Below are 18827 nucleotides of genomic sequence, written 5' to 3'. Positions count from 1 at the left end.
GGATCATCCAGAAAATTGTTTAATCCATACGTTATTAATTAATTTTTTCAAATACACAGTTATTAGAAGAGACCAGCAAATAATCCATTAAAAAATTAGAGATTCGTTGTTCTAACCAGAAGTGTTTTTTATCTGCAATAAATCCTACATGGCCTCCATGTGGGCTTAATTCCAAAAGAATATCTGCAGATAATTCATGAGCAGTTGGAAGAATCTCGGGGGTCATAAATGGATCATCCAAAGCATGAATAATTAAAGTGGGGGTGGTAATTTGAGAGAGATACTGCCGCGAACTGGATTTTTGATAATACTCATCTGCATTAGCAAACCCATGTAATGGAGCGGTTATTTGCTCGTCAAATTCGTATAGAGTTTTTATGGAAAACAGTTTCTCTTTAGAAAGCGGTAATTGGCAATTTATAACATCCAATTTTTGTAAAAAGACCGTGCGTAATTTTTCTAACAAATGTGCCTGGTACACACGAGAAAATCCTTTATTTATCTTTTGAACTACATTTTTCAATTGGAATGGCACAGAAACTGCAACGGCAGCATCAACTAGAGATTGAGAGCTTGTTTCTCCCAACCATTTGAGAAGTATATTGCCGCCTAATGAAATACCTACTACAGCTTTTTTGGTTCTGGGTTCTCTTAATTTCAGTATATTGAGAAAATAAGCCAAATCAGCGGTATCTCCTCCATGATAAGAACGTGGTAGACGATTCGGTTCACCGCTTGCACCACGAAGATTCATTAAAACAGCTCGATATCCCGATTTATTGAACGCATGGAACAAAGTGGTAACATACGCTGAATTGATATTACCTCCTAATCCATGAACCAGAATAATTAAAGGGGTATCATTTCCTAACCCATTAACTTTCCAAACGAGATCAATAAAATCACCATCAGGAAGCTCAAGTCGTTCATAAGAATCCACAGAAACATTCATGCGATGAGTTAATGTTCGATACAGAGTTTGCCCATGCGTATTGGTAAGCCACCAAGCAGGTTTAAATTCGCTATGAATGATCATACTCTGTCCTACCTATTGAATTGAGATTTATTTAATCTTTTTAGTTTAGTTTAAAAAACTAAGCTGGTTTTGTATGGACGATCTATAACAAATTAATTTCCTTACGGAAATAGCGTAATGTGATATAGAAAAAAGCGGAGCCGATAAAAGCAAGTGCTGTCAGTTGCGGCCATATGATATCCAAACCAGCACCACGAAATAAAACCGATTGCGCCAGCATGACAAAATGAGTGATGGGCGCAGCGAGCATGATGGTGCGCATCAACTCAGGCATATTTTCTCGTGGTGTCATACCTCCAGATAGCATTTCCAGGGGCACAATAACCAGGATTAACAATAGACCAAATTGGGGCATGGAACGTGTTATGGTTCCCATAAAAATACCCATGGACGTTGTTGCAAATAAATTCATTGCACTTCCTAATAGAAATAAAGAGATGGAGCCTTCAATAGGAATAGCAAGTAATTGATGCACCACGATGATAAGAGAGAATGTACTGACTGCGAGCACCACCAAACCCATGGCACAAATTTTACTGGTCATGATCTCAAATGGAGTAATAGGCATCACCAATAAATGTTCAATTGTGCCATGCTCACGTTCACGTAGTAGTGCAGCACCCGTAAGAACGATGGACAACATGGTCACATTATTAATGATTTCCATAACTGCTCCAAACCAGGTTTTGCTTAAAGTGGGATTGAAGCGAACTCTTAATACTAAATCCACAGGAGGTACAGCAATTTCACGATAATGCCTTAAAAATTCACTGATTTCTCCACTAATTATGGTTTGAATATAACCTGAACCAACAAATGCTTGGCTCATCTGGGTTGCATCAACATTCAACTGAATGGAGGGCAGACGTCCGGCTAACAAATCACGTTGAAAATTGGGCGGGATATCCAGGATAAAAGTATACGTTCCAGAATTCATTCCTGAGTCTATCTCTGTCAAATTAATAAGTACAGGCCGGATAAATTGTGGTGGATAAAATGAATCGGTAATTCTTTGTGATAAAGGAGATTGATCTTCATCAACTATGGCTATGGGGGTTTTATTTAGTGTTTCAGGTAACGCAGTTGCAGCAGCATAAACAGAAACAGTAAATGCAAAAATAATTAATATCAGCATGATGGGATCACGAAGCATGCCGCGTAATTCCTTAACTGCCAAATAGACTATATTACTTATTGTCATTTACTGTTCCTGTTTCTTTATGAATAACAAGCAAAGAATCATTAAGACAGGCACCGCAAGTAATAATGAAAAAAAAGCGTGATGTAATTCATTAAAACCCAATCCCTTGGAAAAAATACCCCGAGATATAGTCAGAAAATGAGTTACGGGATAAATGCGGCCAATGAATGCCCCTAATCCTTCAAGAGACGATACCGGCTCTAATATACCTGAAAATTGAGTTGCCGGAAGAATAGTGAGAATTGCCGTACCAAAAATTGCGGCAATCTGACTGTGCATAAAAGTAGAAATTAAAAATCCCATGGATGTTGCTATAACGACATAAATAAAAGCTGCCAACACAAAAGTTAAAAAACTGCCCGTAATAGGTACTTTGAAAAAAAAGACAGAAAGAGCAACCAGCGATAGGAAATTAAATAGGGCCAAACCAATATAAGGCAGTAATTTGCCAAGCAGAAATTCCATTTTAGTAACTGGAGTCACATATAAATTGATAATGGAGCCCAACTCTTTCTCACGCACTACTGCAAGCGCGGTTAATATGGAGGGAATTAACATTAAGAGTAAAGGAATCATCGCGGGAACCATAGCTGGTAAACTCTTCACATCAGGATTGTACCGGAATCGTGTTTCTATGTTAAAGTAATCCTGTGGATTGTTTTGTTTCAATTCAGGTATATTATCCAACCAATGTTGATGTAATCCGAGAATATAGTTTCTTGCTGTTTCTGCGCGTTGAGGCATAACCCCTTCAACCCAAGCTCCTATTTGGACTTCCCTACCCCGTTTTATGTCACGAGCAAAACCACTGGGTATTTCGAGTGCTAGATTCAGTTCCCCAGACCGCATTCTTTTATCTAATTGATTGTAATTTATAATAGATGGATACTCACTAAAATACCTTGAACCTGCAATTTCCAGCACATAACTTTGGCTGGCAGTACTTTGATCTTGATCCCAAACGGCAAAAGATAAATTCTCAACATCCAGATTAATCCCATAGCTCATGATGATCATGAGGATGACACTACCTAAAAAGGCCATAATCGCACGAATAGGCTCACGAATCAGTTCCAATGTTTCTCGTCGGCAGTAACTGTACATGCGTCTGAAGTCAAACGCTGCTTTACTTTCAGTTTGATTCTCTAGAAGAAAAGAGCTTTCTTTTGCCTTATTTGTTGACGCTGTAATTTGAGTTTTGGATTCTCTTTTTTGTGCTTCTTCAAGATAACAGATAAATGCTTCTTCCAAGGTTTTGGTTTTTTTTATTTTAATAAGATTTACTGGTTTATCACTGACTAATACTCTTCCTGCATGCATCAGAGAGATGCGATCACAGCGTTCTGCTTCATTCATAAAATGGGTGGAAATAAAAATGGTGACCCGATCCTGACGGGCCAGGTCAATCATTAATTGCCAAAACAAATCACGTGCCAAAGGATCAACACCAGAAGTAGGCTCATCCAAAATTAAAATTTCCGGCTGATGGAGCACAGCAACGGCTAATGACAGTCTTTGACGATATCCTAGTGGCAAAGAATTAGGATATTCATTAAGAACATCAGTTAAATAAAAACGGTTCACCAGACGATTAATGTGAGTGTGTACCTGTTTCTTTGGTAGATGAAACAATCGGGCGTGCAATAATAAATTTTGAAAAACAGTCAGTTCCGCATATAACGAAAACGATTGCGACATGTATCCAATTTGTCGGCGTATATTGAGATCATGCGCATCCACTGTTTTACCAAAAAGCCAGACTTGCCCTGCACTGATTTGCAATAATCCAGTCAGCATCTTCATTACCGTGGTTTTACCACAACCATTAGATCCAAGAAAACCGAAAATTTCTCCGCGTTCAATACGAAAATTTACAGAGTCAACTGCAGTAAAATTGCCAAAATTTTTGGTCAAGTCTTTTGCTTCAATAGCAATTTCAGCATGTTCCTGTTTTGATCGTGGTCGAATCACTACCTTTTGATGATTTTTTTGTTGTTCTAGGGGTAATAGAGCAATAAATGCTTCTTCCAAGGAGTGAGTCTGAGTCTGTGCCAACAAACTGTCATGGGTACCTGTCGCTAAAACCCCCCCATCATTCATCGCTACCAGCCAATCAAATCGTGCTGCCTCTTCCAGATAGGCAGTAGCGATAAGGACACTCATTTGCGGTTTATCCTGACGTATTGCATTGATTAACTCCCAGAATTGGCGTCGAGATAAAGGGTCCACACCCGTAGTAGGTTCATCTAAAATTAACAAATCGGGTGAATGAATCAGAGCACAACATAGACCCAGTTTTTGTTTCATTCCACCGGATAATTTGCTAGCCGGACGATCTTTGAATGGCAAAAGTCCCGTATTGGTTAACAATTGCGTAATGTAATGTTCGCGTTCTATTCGCTCATGGCCAAATAATCGCCCAAAGAAATCAATATTTTCAAAAACCGAAAGTGAGGAATAAAGATTTTTTCCTAATCCTTGGGGCATATAAGCAATACGTGTGCATACTGCCTCACGATGAGAAGTACTTTTCATATCGCCACCTAAGACCATGACTTTTCCTTGTTGAATCGCGCGCGCCCCTGCGATTAAGGAAAGCAAGCTGGATTTACCTACTCCATCTGGGCCAATAAATCCAACCATACAACTGGCAGGAAGATTTAAACTGACTTGTTTTAATGCCTGCGTCTTGCCAAACCATAGACTCACATTGTTAATTATTCCAACACACTTGGTATTATCTTCGCTCATTTGGCACATTCACTTGTAAGTTGGCAGGCCATTTACTCTTGAGATTCAACTGAACATAAGCCATACCAGGTAATCCTGTTTTTACTGCATGGATGTGTTTTTTTAGTAGTTCAGGAGCAATTCGCGCCTTAACGCGGAACATCAGTTTTTGCCGTTCACTGGCCGTTTCAACGGTTTTAGGTGTAAATTGAGCGACATCAGCTACAAAAGTCACTTTTGCCGGGATTACATATTGAGGAATCGCATCAAGCACCAGGTGTACAGGAGCCCCCATTCGTACTCTTCCAGCCTGTTCTGTTGGCAGGAAAAAAACCATATACACATTGGTTAAATCCACCATATTTAATACTTTACCTCCTGCAGCAAGTACTTCTCCTGGCTGGGCGACACGAAATTGAATACGTCCATCAATTGGCGCAACCAAGGTGCTGTCTTTAATATCCACTTTCAGACGCTCTACAGTCGCGGCAGCGGCATCAACGGATAATTCTGCACCATCGACTTGTGCTTCTGCAGTTGCAATCATTGCGTCTTTTTCAGCAACTTGGGCATTGGCGGCTTTAAACACTGCTTCGGCACTATAAAAAAGAGCGCTTGCTTCATCCAGACTGTCTACTGAAGCAACTCCTTTGGCGACCAGCTTTTGAACTCGAGACAACCGATTTTTTGCTAAATTTAGCTCGGCCTGGCGTTGTGCTACCGTAGCTTGTGCTACTTCCTTTTCATTTTTTCGTTGGATAACCTGATGCTGGGCGCTAATCACCTTACTTTGAGCTTCTTTATATTTGGCTTGTGCTTCACGAAGTTGGGCTTCAAGGGAATCAGTATCCATTATGGCAAGCACTTGGTCTGTTTTGACGAAATCCCCTTCGTCAACCAGGATGCTTTTTATCCGCCCCGCAATCTTAGTATCAATATCCACTTCTATCGCTTCAATTCGTCCATTGCCGCTGGCAAAATCACTGCTAAGCTCTTTAGGCCGAAAATATTGCCAGAGCAGAAATGAAAGAATAGCTAAAATGATTACAGCGATTCCCAACAACTGTTTTGACTTCTTGTCATGCATCATTTTATCAGCCCCTCATAGGCTCCATATATTTTTTTATATTAACAGCGTGAGTCTATTTTAATTTGATCTTGTATTGCCGGGTTCAATCCATGGAGTAAAAAAGAATTTAACTCACGTTAATTTTAGTTATATTTCAATAAGTTTAGTTACTAAATGAAACAAATGCCAGCAGATAAAAGCAGTTGCTAAAGTGCTCATCTGCATTTAAATTATCTTACTTAAGGTAACTTTTTTTAATGAAATGAAATGATTAGTTACTTGGGATAGTATTTCTATTAGTAGGGGGTGTGATGCAAGTAAAGGCCGCAGTAGCATACGAGGTTGGGAAACCATTGGTAATTGAAATGGTTGAATTGGAAGGGCCAAAAAAAGGGGAGGTACTCGTTGAAATTAAGGCTACAGGTGTTTGTCATACTGATGCATTTACATTATCAGGTGATGATCCTGAAGGTCTTTTTCCAGTTATTTTAGGGCATGAAGGCGCTGGCGTTATTGTAGATATAGGTCCAGATGTAACTTCTCTGAAGCCCGGGGATCATGTAATTCCCTTATATACCCCTGAATGCCGTCAGTGTGAATATTGTCTTTCCCAGAAAACCAACCTTTGTCAGGCAATTCGAGTAACACAAGGGCAGGGGGTAATGCCCGATGGAACAAGCCGTTTCAGCCTTAATGGAAAAAAAATATTTCATTATATGGGAACATCAACTTTTGCTAATTACATTGTGTTACCCGAAATTGCTGTTGCGAAAATTCGTGAGGATGCCTCTTTTGAAAAAGTATGTTATATCGGCTGTGGTGTTACTACAGGGATAGGAGCCGTAATTAATACTGCAAAAGTTACTCCAGGTTCTCGAGTTGTTGTTTTTGGTTTAGGCAGCATCGGACTTAATGTGGTGCAAGCAGCTCGTATGGTTGGGGCCGAGCAGATCGTAGGTATTGATATCAAATCTGAACGCCGAGCATTAGCTCAAAAAATGGGAATGACTGATTTTGTTAATCCTAAGGAAATTAATAATGATTTAGTGGCTTACCTTGTTGAACTGACTAAGGGGGGTGCTGATTACAGTTTTGAATGTGTGGGTGATGTAAGACTGATGCGTCAGGCACTGGAGTGTTGTCATAAAGGTTGGGGTGTTTGTACTATAATTGGGGTTGCAGGGGTAGGGCAGGAGATTGCTACTAGACCGTTCCAATTGGTTACTGGCAGAGTGTGGAAAGGATCGGCATTTGGTGGAATGCGTGGGCGTACGGATGTTCCTAAAATTGTTGATTGGTATATGGATGGGAAAATCAATATTGATGATTTAATTACTCATGTTCTTCCTTTTGAGCAAATTAATCAGGCCTTTGATTTAATGCATCAGGGACAGTCAATTCGTACTGTGCTTACTTTTTAAAGCGGCAAGGAATAAATTAATGGATATTGAGCTTATTGAAGAGCATCTCTGTTTTGGCGGTACTCAACGCGTCTACTCCCATCAATCTGAGGTAACTCATTGTACTATGCGTTTCGGTCTTTTTTTGCCGCCACAAGCGTTAAAACAAAGTGTCCCTGTATTGTACTGGCTTTCCGGATTAACGTGTACAGAACAAAATTTTATTACTAAAGCAGGGGCACAACGGATTGCTGCTCATTTAGGTTTAGCTCTTGTTGTACCTGATACAAGTCCTCGGGAGGTCAATTTGCCAGGGGATAAAGAAAGTTATGATTTTGGTGTTGGTGCTGGGTTTTATGTGGATGCTACACAATCACCTTGGTCAAAATATTACAATATGTCAACTTATGTATATGAAGAGTTGCCGGAAGTACTTCAGCAAAATGTTCCACTCAATCACGACGCTTGTGGTATCTTTGGCCATTCTATGGGCGGACATGGCGCACTTATTTTGGCTTTGAAACATCCGAAGCAATATCGTTCGGTTTCCGCCTTTGCTCCGATTTGTGCGCCCTCTCAATGTCAATGGGGACAAAAAGCATTTACAGGTTATTTGGGGACGGATAAAAAACAGTGGAAGAAGTATGATGCGTGTGAGCTTGTCGTAGAAAGAGGATGGCCGCATCAGCATATTTTGATTGATCAGGGCATTCAGGATCCTTATTTAAAAGAGCAGCTTAAGCCGGAATTATTTCAGGCTGCGTGTGTGAAAGCCCAAGTTGCACTTAATTTACGTATGCATAAGGGTTATGATCATAGTTATTATTTCATCGCAAGTTTTATCGAAGATCATTTAAATTTTCATGCATCCATACTCTATGGTAATCATTAATAAAAATTAGCCGGTCAAATTTCTATAATTAAAGGATAAAAATTACTAGAGCCTGTTTCCATTTTCGCTAAAGATAGTAGAAATGAAAACAGACCCTATGGATGGGAGAAAAAAATGGGGAAACGAATACCTTTAGTTGTTGCCGGGGTGATTTTTACTTTAGTTGCGTTAATCCATGTTTTACGCATTGTCTATCATTGGCAGATAACCGCTGCAGGGTACAATTTCCCAATGACAGGCAGTATTGTTGCATTAATTATTTCAGCTATTTTAGCCCTATGGATGTTTGTTGCGGCAGCAAAGAAATAGAATGTGCAGGCATGCCAAAAATAATTCAAAACTTTAAAATGTGTCATTAATTTAGGAGCAGGCTCATTTTATTTGCAAAAAATGAAACAATCTGTATCCTATATCCTCATAAATGCAGTACTATTTTGCCAAGTAATTTGCTTTATTTTCTTTGGATTTTATTCTCATGAAAAAATTATTCTATTTAAGTATACTGATGCTGGTATTGAATCATCCAGGTTTTTCCTATCCCATGCCCAATTCTTTTCCTCCTTTTCAGATTGCCGGAAATTTGTATTATGTAGGTACTGATGATCTTGCAAGTTATTTGCTTGTCACGCCTAAAGGAAACATTTTGATTAATAGTGATCTTGAGGCAAATGTTCCAATGATTAAAGCCAGTATAGAGAAACTAGGTTTTAAATTCAGCGATACTAAAATTTTGCTGATTAGCCATGCTCATTTCGACCATGCTGCAGGTAGTGAGTTGATTAAACAGCAAACAAACGCAAAATATATGGTTATGGATGAAGATGTACCTTTAGTTTTATCTGGTGGTAAAGCTGATTTTCATTATGCAAATGACTCTAGTACTTATTTTACTCAAAGCACTGTAGATAAGGTGCTTCATGACGGGGATAAGGTGGAATTAGGAGGAACTGTATTAACTGCTCATTGGACTCCCGGACATACTAAGGGTTGTACTACTTGGACAATACCACTAAAAGATCACGGTAAGCACTATCAGGCCGTAATTGTAGGAAGCATTGGCGTAAACCCTGGCTATAAATTGGTTGATAACATAATTTATCCTAATATTGCTCAGGATTATAAGCATTCCATAAAGGTACTTGAATCAATGCGCTGCGATATTTTTCTGGGGGCTCATGCTGGAATGTTTGATCTCAAAAACAAATATTTATCGTTGCAAAAGGGCAGGAAGAATCCCTTTATTGATCCGGAAGGTTGCAAAAAATATATTGAACAAAAGGCACAGGATTTTTATACAGAGCTTAAAAAGCAGGAAGATGTTAATCAATCTGCATAATACCCTGAACTATCAAAACCCGGGTTCTGCTTCGCTGCACCCAGCTATTACAGAATCTAATACGATGTCTCGCGGCTTGTTCGCGGGATCCAGAAGATCTGCGTTAAAACACTGGACTCCGCGGACAAGCCGCGGAGCGTAGGAGATGAGACGTGATGCGGCACAGCGGAATCCGTATTGGAGGTCTTCACTTTACAGATTATTATTCTTGGGGCTAATTACCCGATTCTTACAAAAGCAATCGACTAAATGATCATCAACCATTCCAACTGCTTGCATGTATGCATACATGATTGTTGACCCGACAAAACTCATCCCTCTTTTTTTTAAATCTTTGGATAGAGCATCTGATTCGGGGGTGCTGGCTGGTACTTCTTGGAGATTTTTAGGATAGTTTATTTTAGGACTCCCATCTACAAATCGCCAAACGTAGTTATCGAAGGAACCGAATTCCTCAGCAATCTTCAAGAACGCAAGCGCATTCTTGCGCGCTGAAAAAATTTTAAGACGGTTACGAATAATGCTCGAATCAGTAAGGAGAGTATGTAGTTCCTCGTCCGTCATTTTTGCTACGACGTTGGGATCAAATTGTTTGAATGCTTTACGGTATGCTTCACGCCGTTTAAGAATTGTTTCCCAGCTCAACCCTGCTTGCGCTCCTTCAAGCAAAAGCATTTCAAAATGTTTCTGATCATTATGTACAGGAATACCCCACTCCATGTCATGGTACTGTTCATAATAAGGCTTGCCGCTTCCAACCCAAGTGCAACGTTTCATGATAAACCATTATCTCCTATATAAAGTGGTATCTAGAGTGAATTTATTAGGATGAATTGACAAATCTTACTGCCTACGTTCTGCGACTTGTTCGCAGAATCCATGATCGATTTAATTAATACCCGATATTTTTAATTTTATTCTCCATGTCCTAGATCCCGCGCACAAGTCGCGGGAGGTAGGGTAGGATGAATTGTCAACCTATCTTAATTTATGAATTGAGTTTTGATCATAGCGTCTTTAAGGTATAAAGACTATTTTAATTAGTCTACTTAGTCTACTGTTTTGCCTGAGAATCATTGTTTCGTCTTGTATTTGTTCAGGAATGTCTTAAAATTCACTACATACGATCATAATTATATTTGTTTAGAGAATTTCATGTCCGATTTTTATCAGGATTTTAATACACGACGAACCTTCGCAATTATTTCTCACCCTGATGCGGGTAAGACCACAGTAACCGAAAAATTACTTTTGTTTGGAGGCGCAATTCAATTAGCTGGAACGGTTAAAGGGCGTAAAGCCGATCGGCATGCGACTTCAGACTGGATGGAAATGGAAAAAGAGCGCGGTATTTCTATTACTACTTCGGTGATGCAGTTTGTACATAATCAACATGTCATGAATTTGCTGGATACTCCAGGGCATGAAGACTTTTCTGAAGATACTTACCGTACGTTGACTGCAGTAGATTCAGCCCTGATGGTTATTGACGTAGCCAAAGGGGTTGAGGAACGAACTGTTAAATTGATGGAAGTATGTCGTTTGCGTGATACGCCAATCATGACCTTTATTAATAAACTGGATCGTGAAGGCCGCGATCCTGTTGATTTACTGGATGAAGTTGAATCAGTTTTAGGCATTCAATGTGCACCGATTACTTGGCCTGTAGGCATGGGAAAACGTTTTAAAGGCATTTACCACCGTTATGAAGATATAGTTTATTTATATCAACCTGGCAAAAATGCGCAAAAACAAGATGCGATGCAAATTAAAGGATTAGACAATCCACAATTGGATGAACTATTGGGCGAGGCTGCACAGGAATTACGTGAAGAAATTGAGCTGGTCAAAGGCGCTTCTCATGAATTCAATTTGGAGGACTATTTAGCGGGTAAAATGACGCCAGTTTATTTTGGGTCTGCAATTAATAATTTTGGGATCAAAGAATTACTGGATGATTATGTTCGTTATGCTCCGGCGCCACAACCTCGTGCAACTCAAGAGCGGGCTGTATCACCGAATGAAGATGCTTTTAGCGGATTTGTGTTCAAAATTCAGGCTAATATGGATCCGAAACATAGGGACAGGATTGCCTTTTTACGTATTTGTTCCGGATCTTACAGAAAAGGAATGAAAATTAATCACTTACGTATTGGTAAAGAGGTGCAAATTTCTAATGCCTTAACCTTCATGGCGGGTGACCGTTCACACACAGAGGTTGCTTTACCTGGCGATATTATTGGTTTACATAATCATGGAACAATTCGAATCGGCGATACCTTTACTCAAGGTGAGCAATTAAAATTTACCGGTATTCCCAATTTTGCTCCCGAGTTGTTTCGGTTGGTGCGTTTAAAGGATCCGTTAAAAAGTAAAGCCCTATTAAAAGGTTTAATTGAATTATCTGAAGAAGGTGCAACCCAGGTATTTAGACCGTTAAATAGCAATCAATTAATCTTGGGGGCGGTTGGTGTGCTGCAGTTTGATGTGGTTGCTCATCGTTTGAAACATGAATACAAGGTAGATTGTATTTATGAAACGGTGAATGTAGCTTGTGCGCGTTGGGTTTATTCTGACGATGATAAAGCAATGAGTGAGTTCCGAACAAAAGCGCATGATTATCTGGCACTGGATGGAAGTGATGCTTTAATGTATCTTGCTCCGACGCGTGTTAATTTAACAATGGCTGAAGAACGATATCCTAAAATTCAATTCCATGCGACGCGGGAACACTAGAATAAAATTTTCCTGGGCTCCGCTTCGTAAGCGTCAGCTTAAGGAAATCCAATTCATATAGACTGGGCTGAAAAGCTCCTAGCCGTCCGTTATTGTCATTCTTGCGCAGGCAGGAATCCATCTAAGATAGAGCACAGAAAATGGATCCCCGTCTGCGCGGGGATGACAGAGTTACTTGCGAATTGAGTAAAATGAAACATTAAATACTCTTAGCTTGACGGCCAGAGGCTTTTCAGCCCAGCCTACGATGGGGATGTCAAAACATTTTCCTTGAGCTGAGCTTAGGATATAATGTGTTCTTTAGAAAAGAATTTCTATGTGTATTAAGAAGCAGTGCATGTAGCTTTTACTGTATGTAGACCCAAATTAGTGATTTCAACTTTTGCGCCCGAATCTGCATTTATCTTTAAATTCTCACCTGGATGGACGGTGATTCGTAAAGATTCTCCCGCGGACAAGCCAATATCATTAACTTTTCCTTTTTTAGCTAATGCTACAACTAAAAAATCATCACCTTCATCTTGGGAATCGATTTTACAATTAGCTTCTACAGGCCAGAACAGGTAATTAAGAAATATTTGAGGATCATTACTAGGTAGTTCATATTCAATCGTGACTCCTCGTTGGAGCAAATGACTTTCCATAGAATATGTGCTTGTACTTAAAGATGTGGCAAAACATAACAAGCAAAGTCCAAATTTTCGTAACATTAAATAACTCCATAATGATAATAACTGGACTAAGATACATTTATTTTGTATGTATGGCAAATTAATATTCATGCAATGAATAGTAGAGTCGTAATCTGAATGTGATATAGAAAAACCTGGGGAGAACCCAGGTTTTTTTGTTGCTGATTTAGATTTACAGTGTTTCCAAAGCCTTGGCAATCGATTCAGTCATTACTTTTGCATCACCAAAAAGCATGTAGGTATTGTCATGGTAAAACAGATCATTTTCCACACCTGCGTAACCGGGTGCCATGCTTCGTTTAACAAACAATACATTTTTTGCTTTTTCTACTTCCAAAACGGGCATACCATAAATTGGTGAACCAGGATCAGTTTTTGCTGCAGGGTTGGTTATATCGTTTGCACCAATTATATACGCGACATCACAGCTTGAGAAATCGCGGTTAATCTCACTTTGCTCAAAAACTCTATCATATGGGATATTAGCCTCTGCAAGTAATACGTTCATATGCCCGGGCATTCGACCAGCTACAGGATGAATCGCAAAGCGAACTTTGATGTTGCGATGTTCTAAGGCATCAACTAATTCTTTGACTGCATGTTGGGCATGCGCTACCGCCATGCCGTATCCAGGAACAATGATTACATCTTTAGCATTACTTAAGAGAAAAGCTGCATCTTCACCGTTACCTTGTCGTACTGTCCTTGACTCATCTGTTGCATTAGCATGTAAATTAGCCGCTGATGACTGGATGCCGCCAAAAATTACATTAAAAATAGAGCGGTTCATTCCCACACACATGATATAACTGAGAATGGCTCCGCTAGCACCCACTAATGCCCCTGTAATAACAAGCAAATGGTTGCTGAGGGTGAATCCAATACCTGCTGCTGCCCACCCTGAGTATGAGTTAAGCATTGATATAACCACTGGCATGTCCGCACCGCCAATAGGGATAATGAGCAATACACCAATTAAAAAAGATAAACCCGCCATTACACTAAAAAGCGTCAGTGTCTGGTTCATAAAAAATAAGACCAACAAAACGAGAATTGCTAATGCGGTAATCAGGTTAATTAAGTTATGGCCTATGAGCTTAATCGGTTTACCCGACATAATCCCTTGTAACTTAAGAAAGGCAATGACTGACCCTGAAAAAGTGATGGCACCTATAATTAAACCGAGACTCATTTCGATAAGGCTTGCTTTAGCAATTGCGCCTGGGACACCAATATGAAACGAAGCAGGGGATAGGAACGCACAAAAAGCAACTAAAACTGCTGCCATTCCCACTAAGGAGTGAAATGCTGCGACGAGTTGTGGTATAGCAGTCATATTAATTTTGAAGGCAATAAAAGTCCCAATTATGCCTCCTGCAATCATTAAGCTAATGAGTAAAGGTTGATGATATGTTGTTGGCATCATTAAGGTTGAGCCTACAGCAAGGATCATACCGGCAATACCCAAAAGATTTCCTCTCCGTGCGGATGCGGGGCTGGCTAATCCTTTGAGTGCCAATATAAAACACACAGCAGATAATAGATAAAATAAAGGCACAAGGGCTGTCATAAGAAATTATCCTTAATTTTTGTAACTATTTTTTGTACATACGCAACATACGTTGAGTTACAACAAATCCACCAAAAATATTAATTGACGTAATAAATATTGCTAAACCACCGATCCAGGTAATTTTTCCTGTTAGCTGGCTTCCTGCGGCAATAAGTGCCCCTAAAACAATAATACTGGATATTGCGTTGGTGACTGACATCAATGGAGTGTGTAGCGCTGGGGTGACCTTCCATACGACATAATACCCTACAAAGCAGGCCAAAACGAAAATAGTGAGTATGGTAATGTAGGGATTACTTAGAGTATTAATCTCATGCACTTTGTGTCTCCTTTATTGCCTGAAACGGTAGATATTGATTTTGATGACAAAGCACTGCTTGCTGAATGATTTCATCACTGGGATTTAATGTGATTTCTGGAGGTTTGGGAGCTAACAAATTAATAAGATGTACTAGATTATTGGCATACAGTTCACTTGCAGTAGCAGGAACCAGTCCCGCCATGTTACTTAAACCGATGATAGTCACATCCCCATGTTTTATGGTTTGATTAAGAACGCTGACTTCGCAGTTTCCTCCTCGGGAAGTCGCAAGATCAACGACAACTGATCCAGCTTTCATTTGTTCTATGGTTTTTTTGTACAATAAAATAGGTGCTTTTCTGCCTGGAATTAATGCTGTGGAAATGACAATATCTGCTAATTTAGCGTATTGATCGATAAGCTCTGCCTGCAGCTTTTTATACTCTTCACTCATTTCCGAAGCGTAGCCCCCTTTAGTTTCACTGTCTTGATCCTGACTCACTTCAATAAATTCTGCGCCTAAACTTTCAACTTGCTCTTTTGCTGCCCGTCGTACGTCGAATGCATAAACTACAGCCCCTAAACGTTTGGCTGTTGCTATGGCTTGCAAACCAGCGACTCCTGCACCGAGAATAAGCACTTTCGCTGGCTGGATCATTCCTGCTGCCGTCATCATCATCGGGATGGCTCGATGGAATTGAGTGCATGCCTCCAGAACAGCCCTATAACCTGCTAAATTTGCTTGCGAGGAGAGGCTATCCATACTTTGGGCACGGCTGATGCGGGGTATAAGGTTCATTGAGAACAGTGTAATTTGTTTTTCCTTGCACCAGGTGATTAATTTACTTTCTGGATCATTATCTATGTGGCCTATGACCAGGGCACCTTGAGGCAAGCCTTCTAGCGCTTTGGGAGCAGGTTCATTAATACAAAAAAGAAGGTTAGCTTTTCCCAGGATGTTTTTTTTATCATGAATAGAAACACCGACTTCTTGGTAATTTTCATCTTTGAAACCTGCAGCACGTCCCGCATCTTTTTCTATGGCGACTTCAAAACCTAATTTTATAAAGTGCTTTGCCGAGTTCGGAGTAATGGCTACCCGGGTTTCATTGTCTGGTGCCAGTAACGTTGCAATCATCATGGCTAAATCCTTTTTACCTAAATATTCCTTATCCTATTGTAATTTAGATTGATTTTCCAGACTAAGAATGACATTTAATAAGATGATTGTAGAAGTTGCGACTGGACGCAGCGAAGGCTCCCCTGAACTATCCTGCAATGTTCATGAGTGAGGATTACTTAATTTATTAGATTCTTCCTGCAGACTATCCACCTCTAAAGCCAATGCAATTTGATTGGCACAAGATTCCAAAAGCTGTATTTTTTCAGGCGTTGTAAAATCATTATTTTTAGAGGATTGTACTCTTAAAACGCCCACCGTGCCGCGTGCACCAAGTAATGGAATAAACAGCGCATTAGAAAACGAGAGGGTGTCAGTTCCCAATCCTGCTTTTTGTCCTAATTCAAATACCCATTGAGCAATACTGTATTCCTTTTCATCCAATTCTTCATGTGATTTTGCGCGTGCACGAACAATAAGACGTCCATTTTTGGGCAGTAAGGCGATAATTTCGCAGTGAAAAATTTCCGAAATAAAATTGATTCCTGTTCGCAGTAATCTGATTATTCCACGTGTTCTGGATAATCTTCGACTTAATGTGTACAAAGCGGATGTTTGATATTCTGCAAGACGTGCCATTTCTGACTGGCGACGAGTAACTAAAGTTAACTGACACATAAGGAGTGCTAAAATGAACATCATAACTAAAGTGAAGAAATAATCTGATTTGTCCATGAAAAAACTGTAGTAAGGTGGAATAAATAAATAATCATACGCCAAAATGCTCAGAATAATTCCCGAAATTGCCGGACCTGGGCGTCCTAAGATGGCAGTAGAAATTATTCCTATTAAATAAACCAGGATTAAACTACTTTCATTTACTAAAGGATAAATTAAATAACTAATAAGTGTGGTGATTGCTACAATGCTGGTTGATAAAAAATAATGAAGCCAGGGAGTCATGGGTTTGGTAAGAGATTTTTTTCTTGTTTTCTTTGTTACTTCGGTCATGGTATACACATCAATTTCGCCACTATAGCGCAATACCTCATCAGCAAGACTACGTAAGAAAAAATTCCTCCAGCGATGATGAATGCGTTTGCAGATCATAATGAGGGTGACATTTTGTTCACGGGAAAAATTGATAATTTCTTTAACAAGGTCATAACCCATCAAAATATGAGTTTCAGCCCCTAATTGTTCTGCAAAAAATAAATTTTTTATGGCTTGATTGCGTTGTGTCGGGGATAATTGGGTCCGTGTAGAATCCACATATACAGCAATCCAATCCGCTTGCAAACTGGTAGCCATTCTTTTGGCTGCTCGAATCAATTTATGTGATTCAGGACCTGGACCAACGCAAACCAGTATTTTTTCCATTATGGGCCAGATGTGTCTAATACCTTGACCTTGCCTGTATAAAAGCACTTGTGTATTAACCTGTTTTGCCAGGGTCCTTAATGCCAGTTCGCGTAATGCCATTAAATTCCCTTTGCGAAAATAAAACTCAGCAGCAAGTCGCGCTTGTTTGGGAACATAAACTTTGCCTTCAGCAAGGCGTTTTAACAAGTCTTCTGGAGCTAAGTCTACTAACTCGATGGTATTCGCTCTCTCTATCATGAAATCAGGAACAGTTTCCTGAACAGGAGCATGAATGATTTGTGACACATCGTCATTGAGGCTTTCTATATGTTGAACATTGAGTGTGGTATATACATCAATTCCACGATCGAGCAATTCTTTAATATCTTGCCAGCGTTTTTTATGCCGTACGCCACTCACATTTGTATGCGCCATTTCATCGATGAGAATTAACCCCGGGTTTCTTTTTAAGGAAGAATCCAGATCAAATTCTTGTAGTTTTTTGCCGTGATAATCGACTGTTATTTTAGGTAACACTATGAAATTTTTAAGTATTTCTTCGATTTCTACACGCCCATGAGATTCAACAATCCCTACTACTATATCCAATCCTTTAGCCTGTTCTCCCATTGCTTCATGAAGCATGGAGTATGTTTTCCCTACTCCTGGGGCAGCCCCGAGGTAAATTTTGAGTTTGCCGCGCTGTTTTTGTTGCTCTTCTTCGATAACCTGTTGTAATAATGCATTAGGATCGGGGCGTTTGTCAGTCATTGAGTGGTCCTTAGATGATCCAGAGCCAAATTAAGCTCCAATACATTAATTCGTGGTTCCCCCAAAAGATATAAGGTACGTTTTTTTATTAGCTGATTCACTAATTCTTGAATTTCTTGTTCTGAGACATGACGTGCTTTGGCGATACGTGGTATCTGATAATAAGCTGCCAGCGGACTTATCTCAGGATCCAGGCCACTGGCAGATGCAGTAACTAAATCAACGGGAATTAATTGCTTGCTTATTTTATTTGGATTGTCCAAATTATACTGCTGCAAGTGATCAACTCGTTTTTTTACAGTTGCCAAAAATTCTGGATTAGACGGTCCCATATTTGATCCTGAAGAACTGGCGGCATTATAGGGAAATGGCGTGGTGGCGGAAGGACGTCCCCAAAAGTAGTTGGGTGCATCAAAATGTTGTCCAATTAATGTGGAACCAATGGCTTTTCCGTCAAGTTGCAATAAACTGCCATTTGCTTGATAAGGGAAAAATACTTGGGCTAATGCAGTAACGACAGCAGGATAAATTAAACCCGTGAGTAGAGAAAAAATAAGTAGAAACATTAAAGCAGTTTTTATTTGTTTTAGAGCTTCTCTAACCATTTT

The 18827-nt window shown here is 39.7% G+C and carries 16 protein-coding genes; 5 read left to right on the top strand and 11 right to left on the bottom strand.

The window, feature by feature from the left end; all coding sequences use genetic code 11:
- Nucleotides 1-34 precede the first annotated feature (34 nt).
- The 4 genes from DY223_RS12080 to DY223_RS12065 form a co-directional block, all read right to left on the bottom strand.
- Entirely contained in the window at nt 35-1036 is a 1002-nt protein-coding gene (locus DY223_RS12080) for a hydrolase (protein WP_058460173.1), read from the bottom strand.
- An 82-nt stretch (nt 1037-1118) separates the two neighbouring features.
- On the bottom strand, nt 1119-2237 hold the full coding sequence (locus DY223_RS12075) for an ABC transporter permease (RefSeq protein ID WP_058460174.1): 1119 nt from the start codon (nt 2235-2237) through the stop codon (nt 1119-1121).
- Complete coding sequence (rbbA, locus tag DY223_RS12070) at nt 2238-4988, bottom strand: ribosome-associated ATPase/putative transporter RbbA (RefSeq protein ID WP_058460175.1); 2751 nt, start codon at nt 4986-4988, stop codon at nt 2238-2240.
- Entirely contained in the window at nt 4975-6057 is a 1083-nt protein-coding gene (locus tag DY223_RS12065; protein ID WP_058460176.1) for an HlyD family secretion protein, read from the bottom strand. The genes rbbA and DY223_RS12065 overlap by 14 nt, the downstream gene beginning before the upstream one ends.
- Before the next feature lie 290 nt (nt 6058-6347).
- On the opposite strand from DY223_RS12065, the gene DY223_RS12060 reads away from it, so the two are divergent.
- The 4 genes from DY223_RS12060 to bla all read left to right on the top strand — a co-directional run bounded on the left by DY223_RS12060 (nt 6348) and on the right by bla (nt 9664).
- Nucleotides 6348-7457: an S-(hydroxymethyl)glutathione dehydrogenase/class III alcohol dehydrogenase gene (locus DY223_RS12060; protein ID WP_058460177.1), complete on the top strand. Its 1110-nt coding sequence runs from the start codon at nt 6348-6350 to the stop codon at nt 7455-7457.
- Nucleotides 7458-7476: 19 nt separating this feature from the next.
- Nucleotides 7477-8328, top strand: coding sequence for an S-formylglutathione hydrolase (fghA, locus tag DY223_RS12055; protein WP_058460178.1), 852 nt, complete (start codon nt 7477-7479; stop codon nt 8326-8328).
- A 114-nt stretch (nt 8329-8442) separates the two neighbouring features.
- On the top strand, nt 8443-8637 hold the full coding sequence (locus DY223_RS12050; protein ID WP_058460179.1) for a hypothetical protein: 195 nt from the start codon (nt 8443-8445) through the stop codon (nt 8635-8637).
- A gap of 166 nt (nt 8638-8803) precedes the next feature.
- On the top strand, nt 8804-9664 hold the full coding sequence (gene bla, locus DY223_RS12045; RefSeq protein WP_058460180.1) for a subclass B3 metallo-beta-lactamase: 861 nt from the start codon (nt 8804-8806) through the stop codon (nt 9662-9664).
- 192 nt (nt 9665-9856) lie between these two features.
- Here the strand turns inward: bla and DY223_RS12040 are convergent, their stop codons facing one another.
- Nucleotides 9857-10441, bottom strand: coding sequence for a DNA-3-methyladenine glycosylase I (locus DY223_RS12040; RefSeq protein ID WP_058460181.1), 585 nt, complete (start codon nt 10439-10441; stop codon nt 9857-9859).
- A 378-nt stretch (nt 10442-10819) separates the two neighbouring features.
- On the opposite strand from DY223_RS12040, the gene DY223_RS12035 reads away from it, so the two are divergent.
- Nucleotides 10820-12400: a peptide chain release factor 3 gene (locus DY223_RS12035; protein WP_058460182.1), complete on the top strand. Its 1581-nt coding sequence runs from the start codon at nt 10820-10822 to the stop codon at nt 12398-12400.
- A 323-nt stretch (nt 12401-12723) separates the two neighbouring features.
- Here the strand turns inward: DY223_RS12035 and DY223_RS12030 are convergent, their stop codons facing one another.
- The 6 genes from DY223_RS12030 to kdpC form a co-directional block, all read right to left on the bottom strand.
- The gene (locus DY223_RS12030; protein ID WP_058460183.1) at nt 12724-13110 is read right to left on the bottom strand and encodes a hypothetical protein; all 387 of its coding nucleotides are present in this window, start codon (nt 13108-13110) and stop codon (nt 12724-12726) included.
- 154 nt (nt 13111-13264) lie between these two features.
- Nucleotides 13265-14662, bottom strand: a complete 1398-nt coding sequence (locus DY223_RS12025; RefSeq protein ID WP_058460184.1) for an NAD(P)(+) transhydrogenase (Re/Si-specific) subunit beta — start codon at nt 14660-14662, stop codon at nt 13265-13267.
- 25 nt (nt 14663-14687) lie between these two features.
- Entirely contained in the window at nt 14688-14984 is a 297-nt protein-coding gene (locus DY223_RS12020) for a proton-translocating transhydrogenase family protein (protein WP_058460185.1), read from the bottom strand.
- Nucleotides 14977-16107, bottom strand: coding sequence for a Re/Si-specific NAD(P)(+) transhydrogenase subunit alpha (locus DY223_RS12015; RefSeq protein WP_058460186.1), 1131 nt, complete (start codon nt 16105-16107; stop codon nt 14977-14979). The genes DY223_RS12020 and DY223_RS12015 overlap by 8 nt, the downstream gene beginning before the upstream one ends.
- A gap of 141 nt (nt 16108-16248) precedes the next feature.
- Nucleotides 16249-18219 carry a DUF4118 domain-containing protein gene (locus DY223_RS12010; protein ID WP_058460187.1) on the bottom strand — a complete coding sequence of 657 codons (1971 nt, stop codon included), beginning with the start codon at nt 18217-18219 and terminating at the stop codon, nt 16249-16251.
- Entirely contained in the window at nt 18216-18824 is a 609-nt protein-coding gene (gene kdpC / locus DY223_RS12005; RefSeq protein WP_058460188.1) for a potassium-transporting ATPase subunit KdpC, read from the bottom strand. The genes DY223_RS12010 and kdpC overlap by 4 nt, the downstream gene beginning before the upstream one ends.
- Nucleotides 18825-18827: the final 3 nt, after the last annotated feature.

Origin of the sequence: Legionella bozemanae, from assembly GCF_900450575.1 — a bacterium.
Taxonomy (GTDB): Bacteria; Pseudomonadota; Gammaproteobacteria; order Legionellales; family Legionellaceae; genus Legionella; species Legionella bozemanae.
This window is presented reverse-complemented; position numbering and strand designations above follow the sequence as displayed.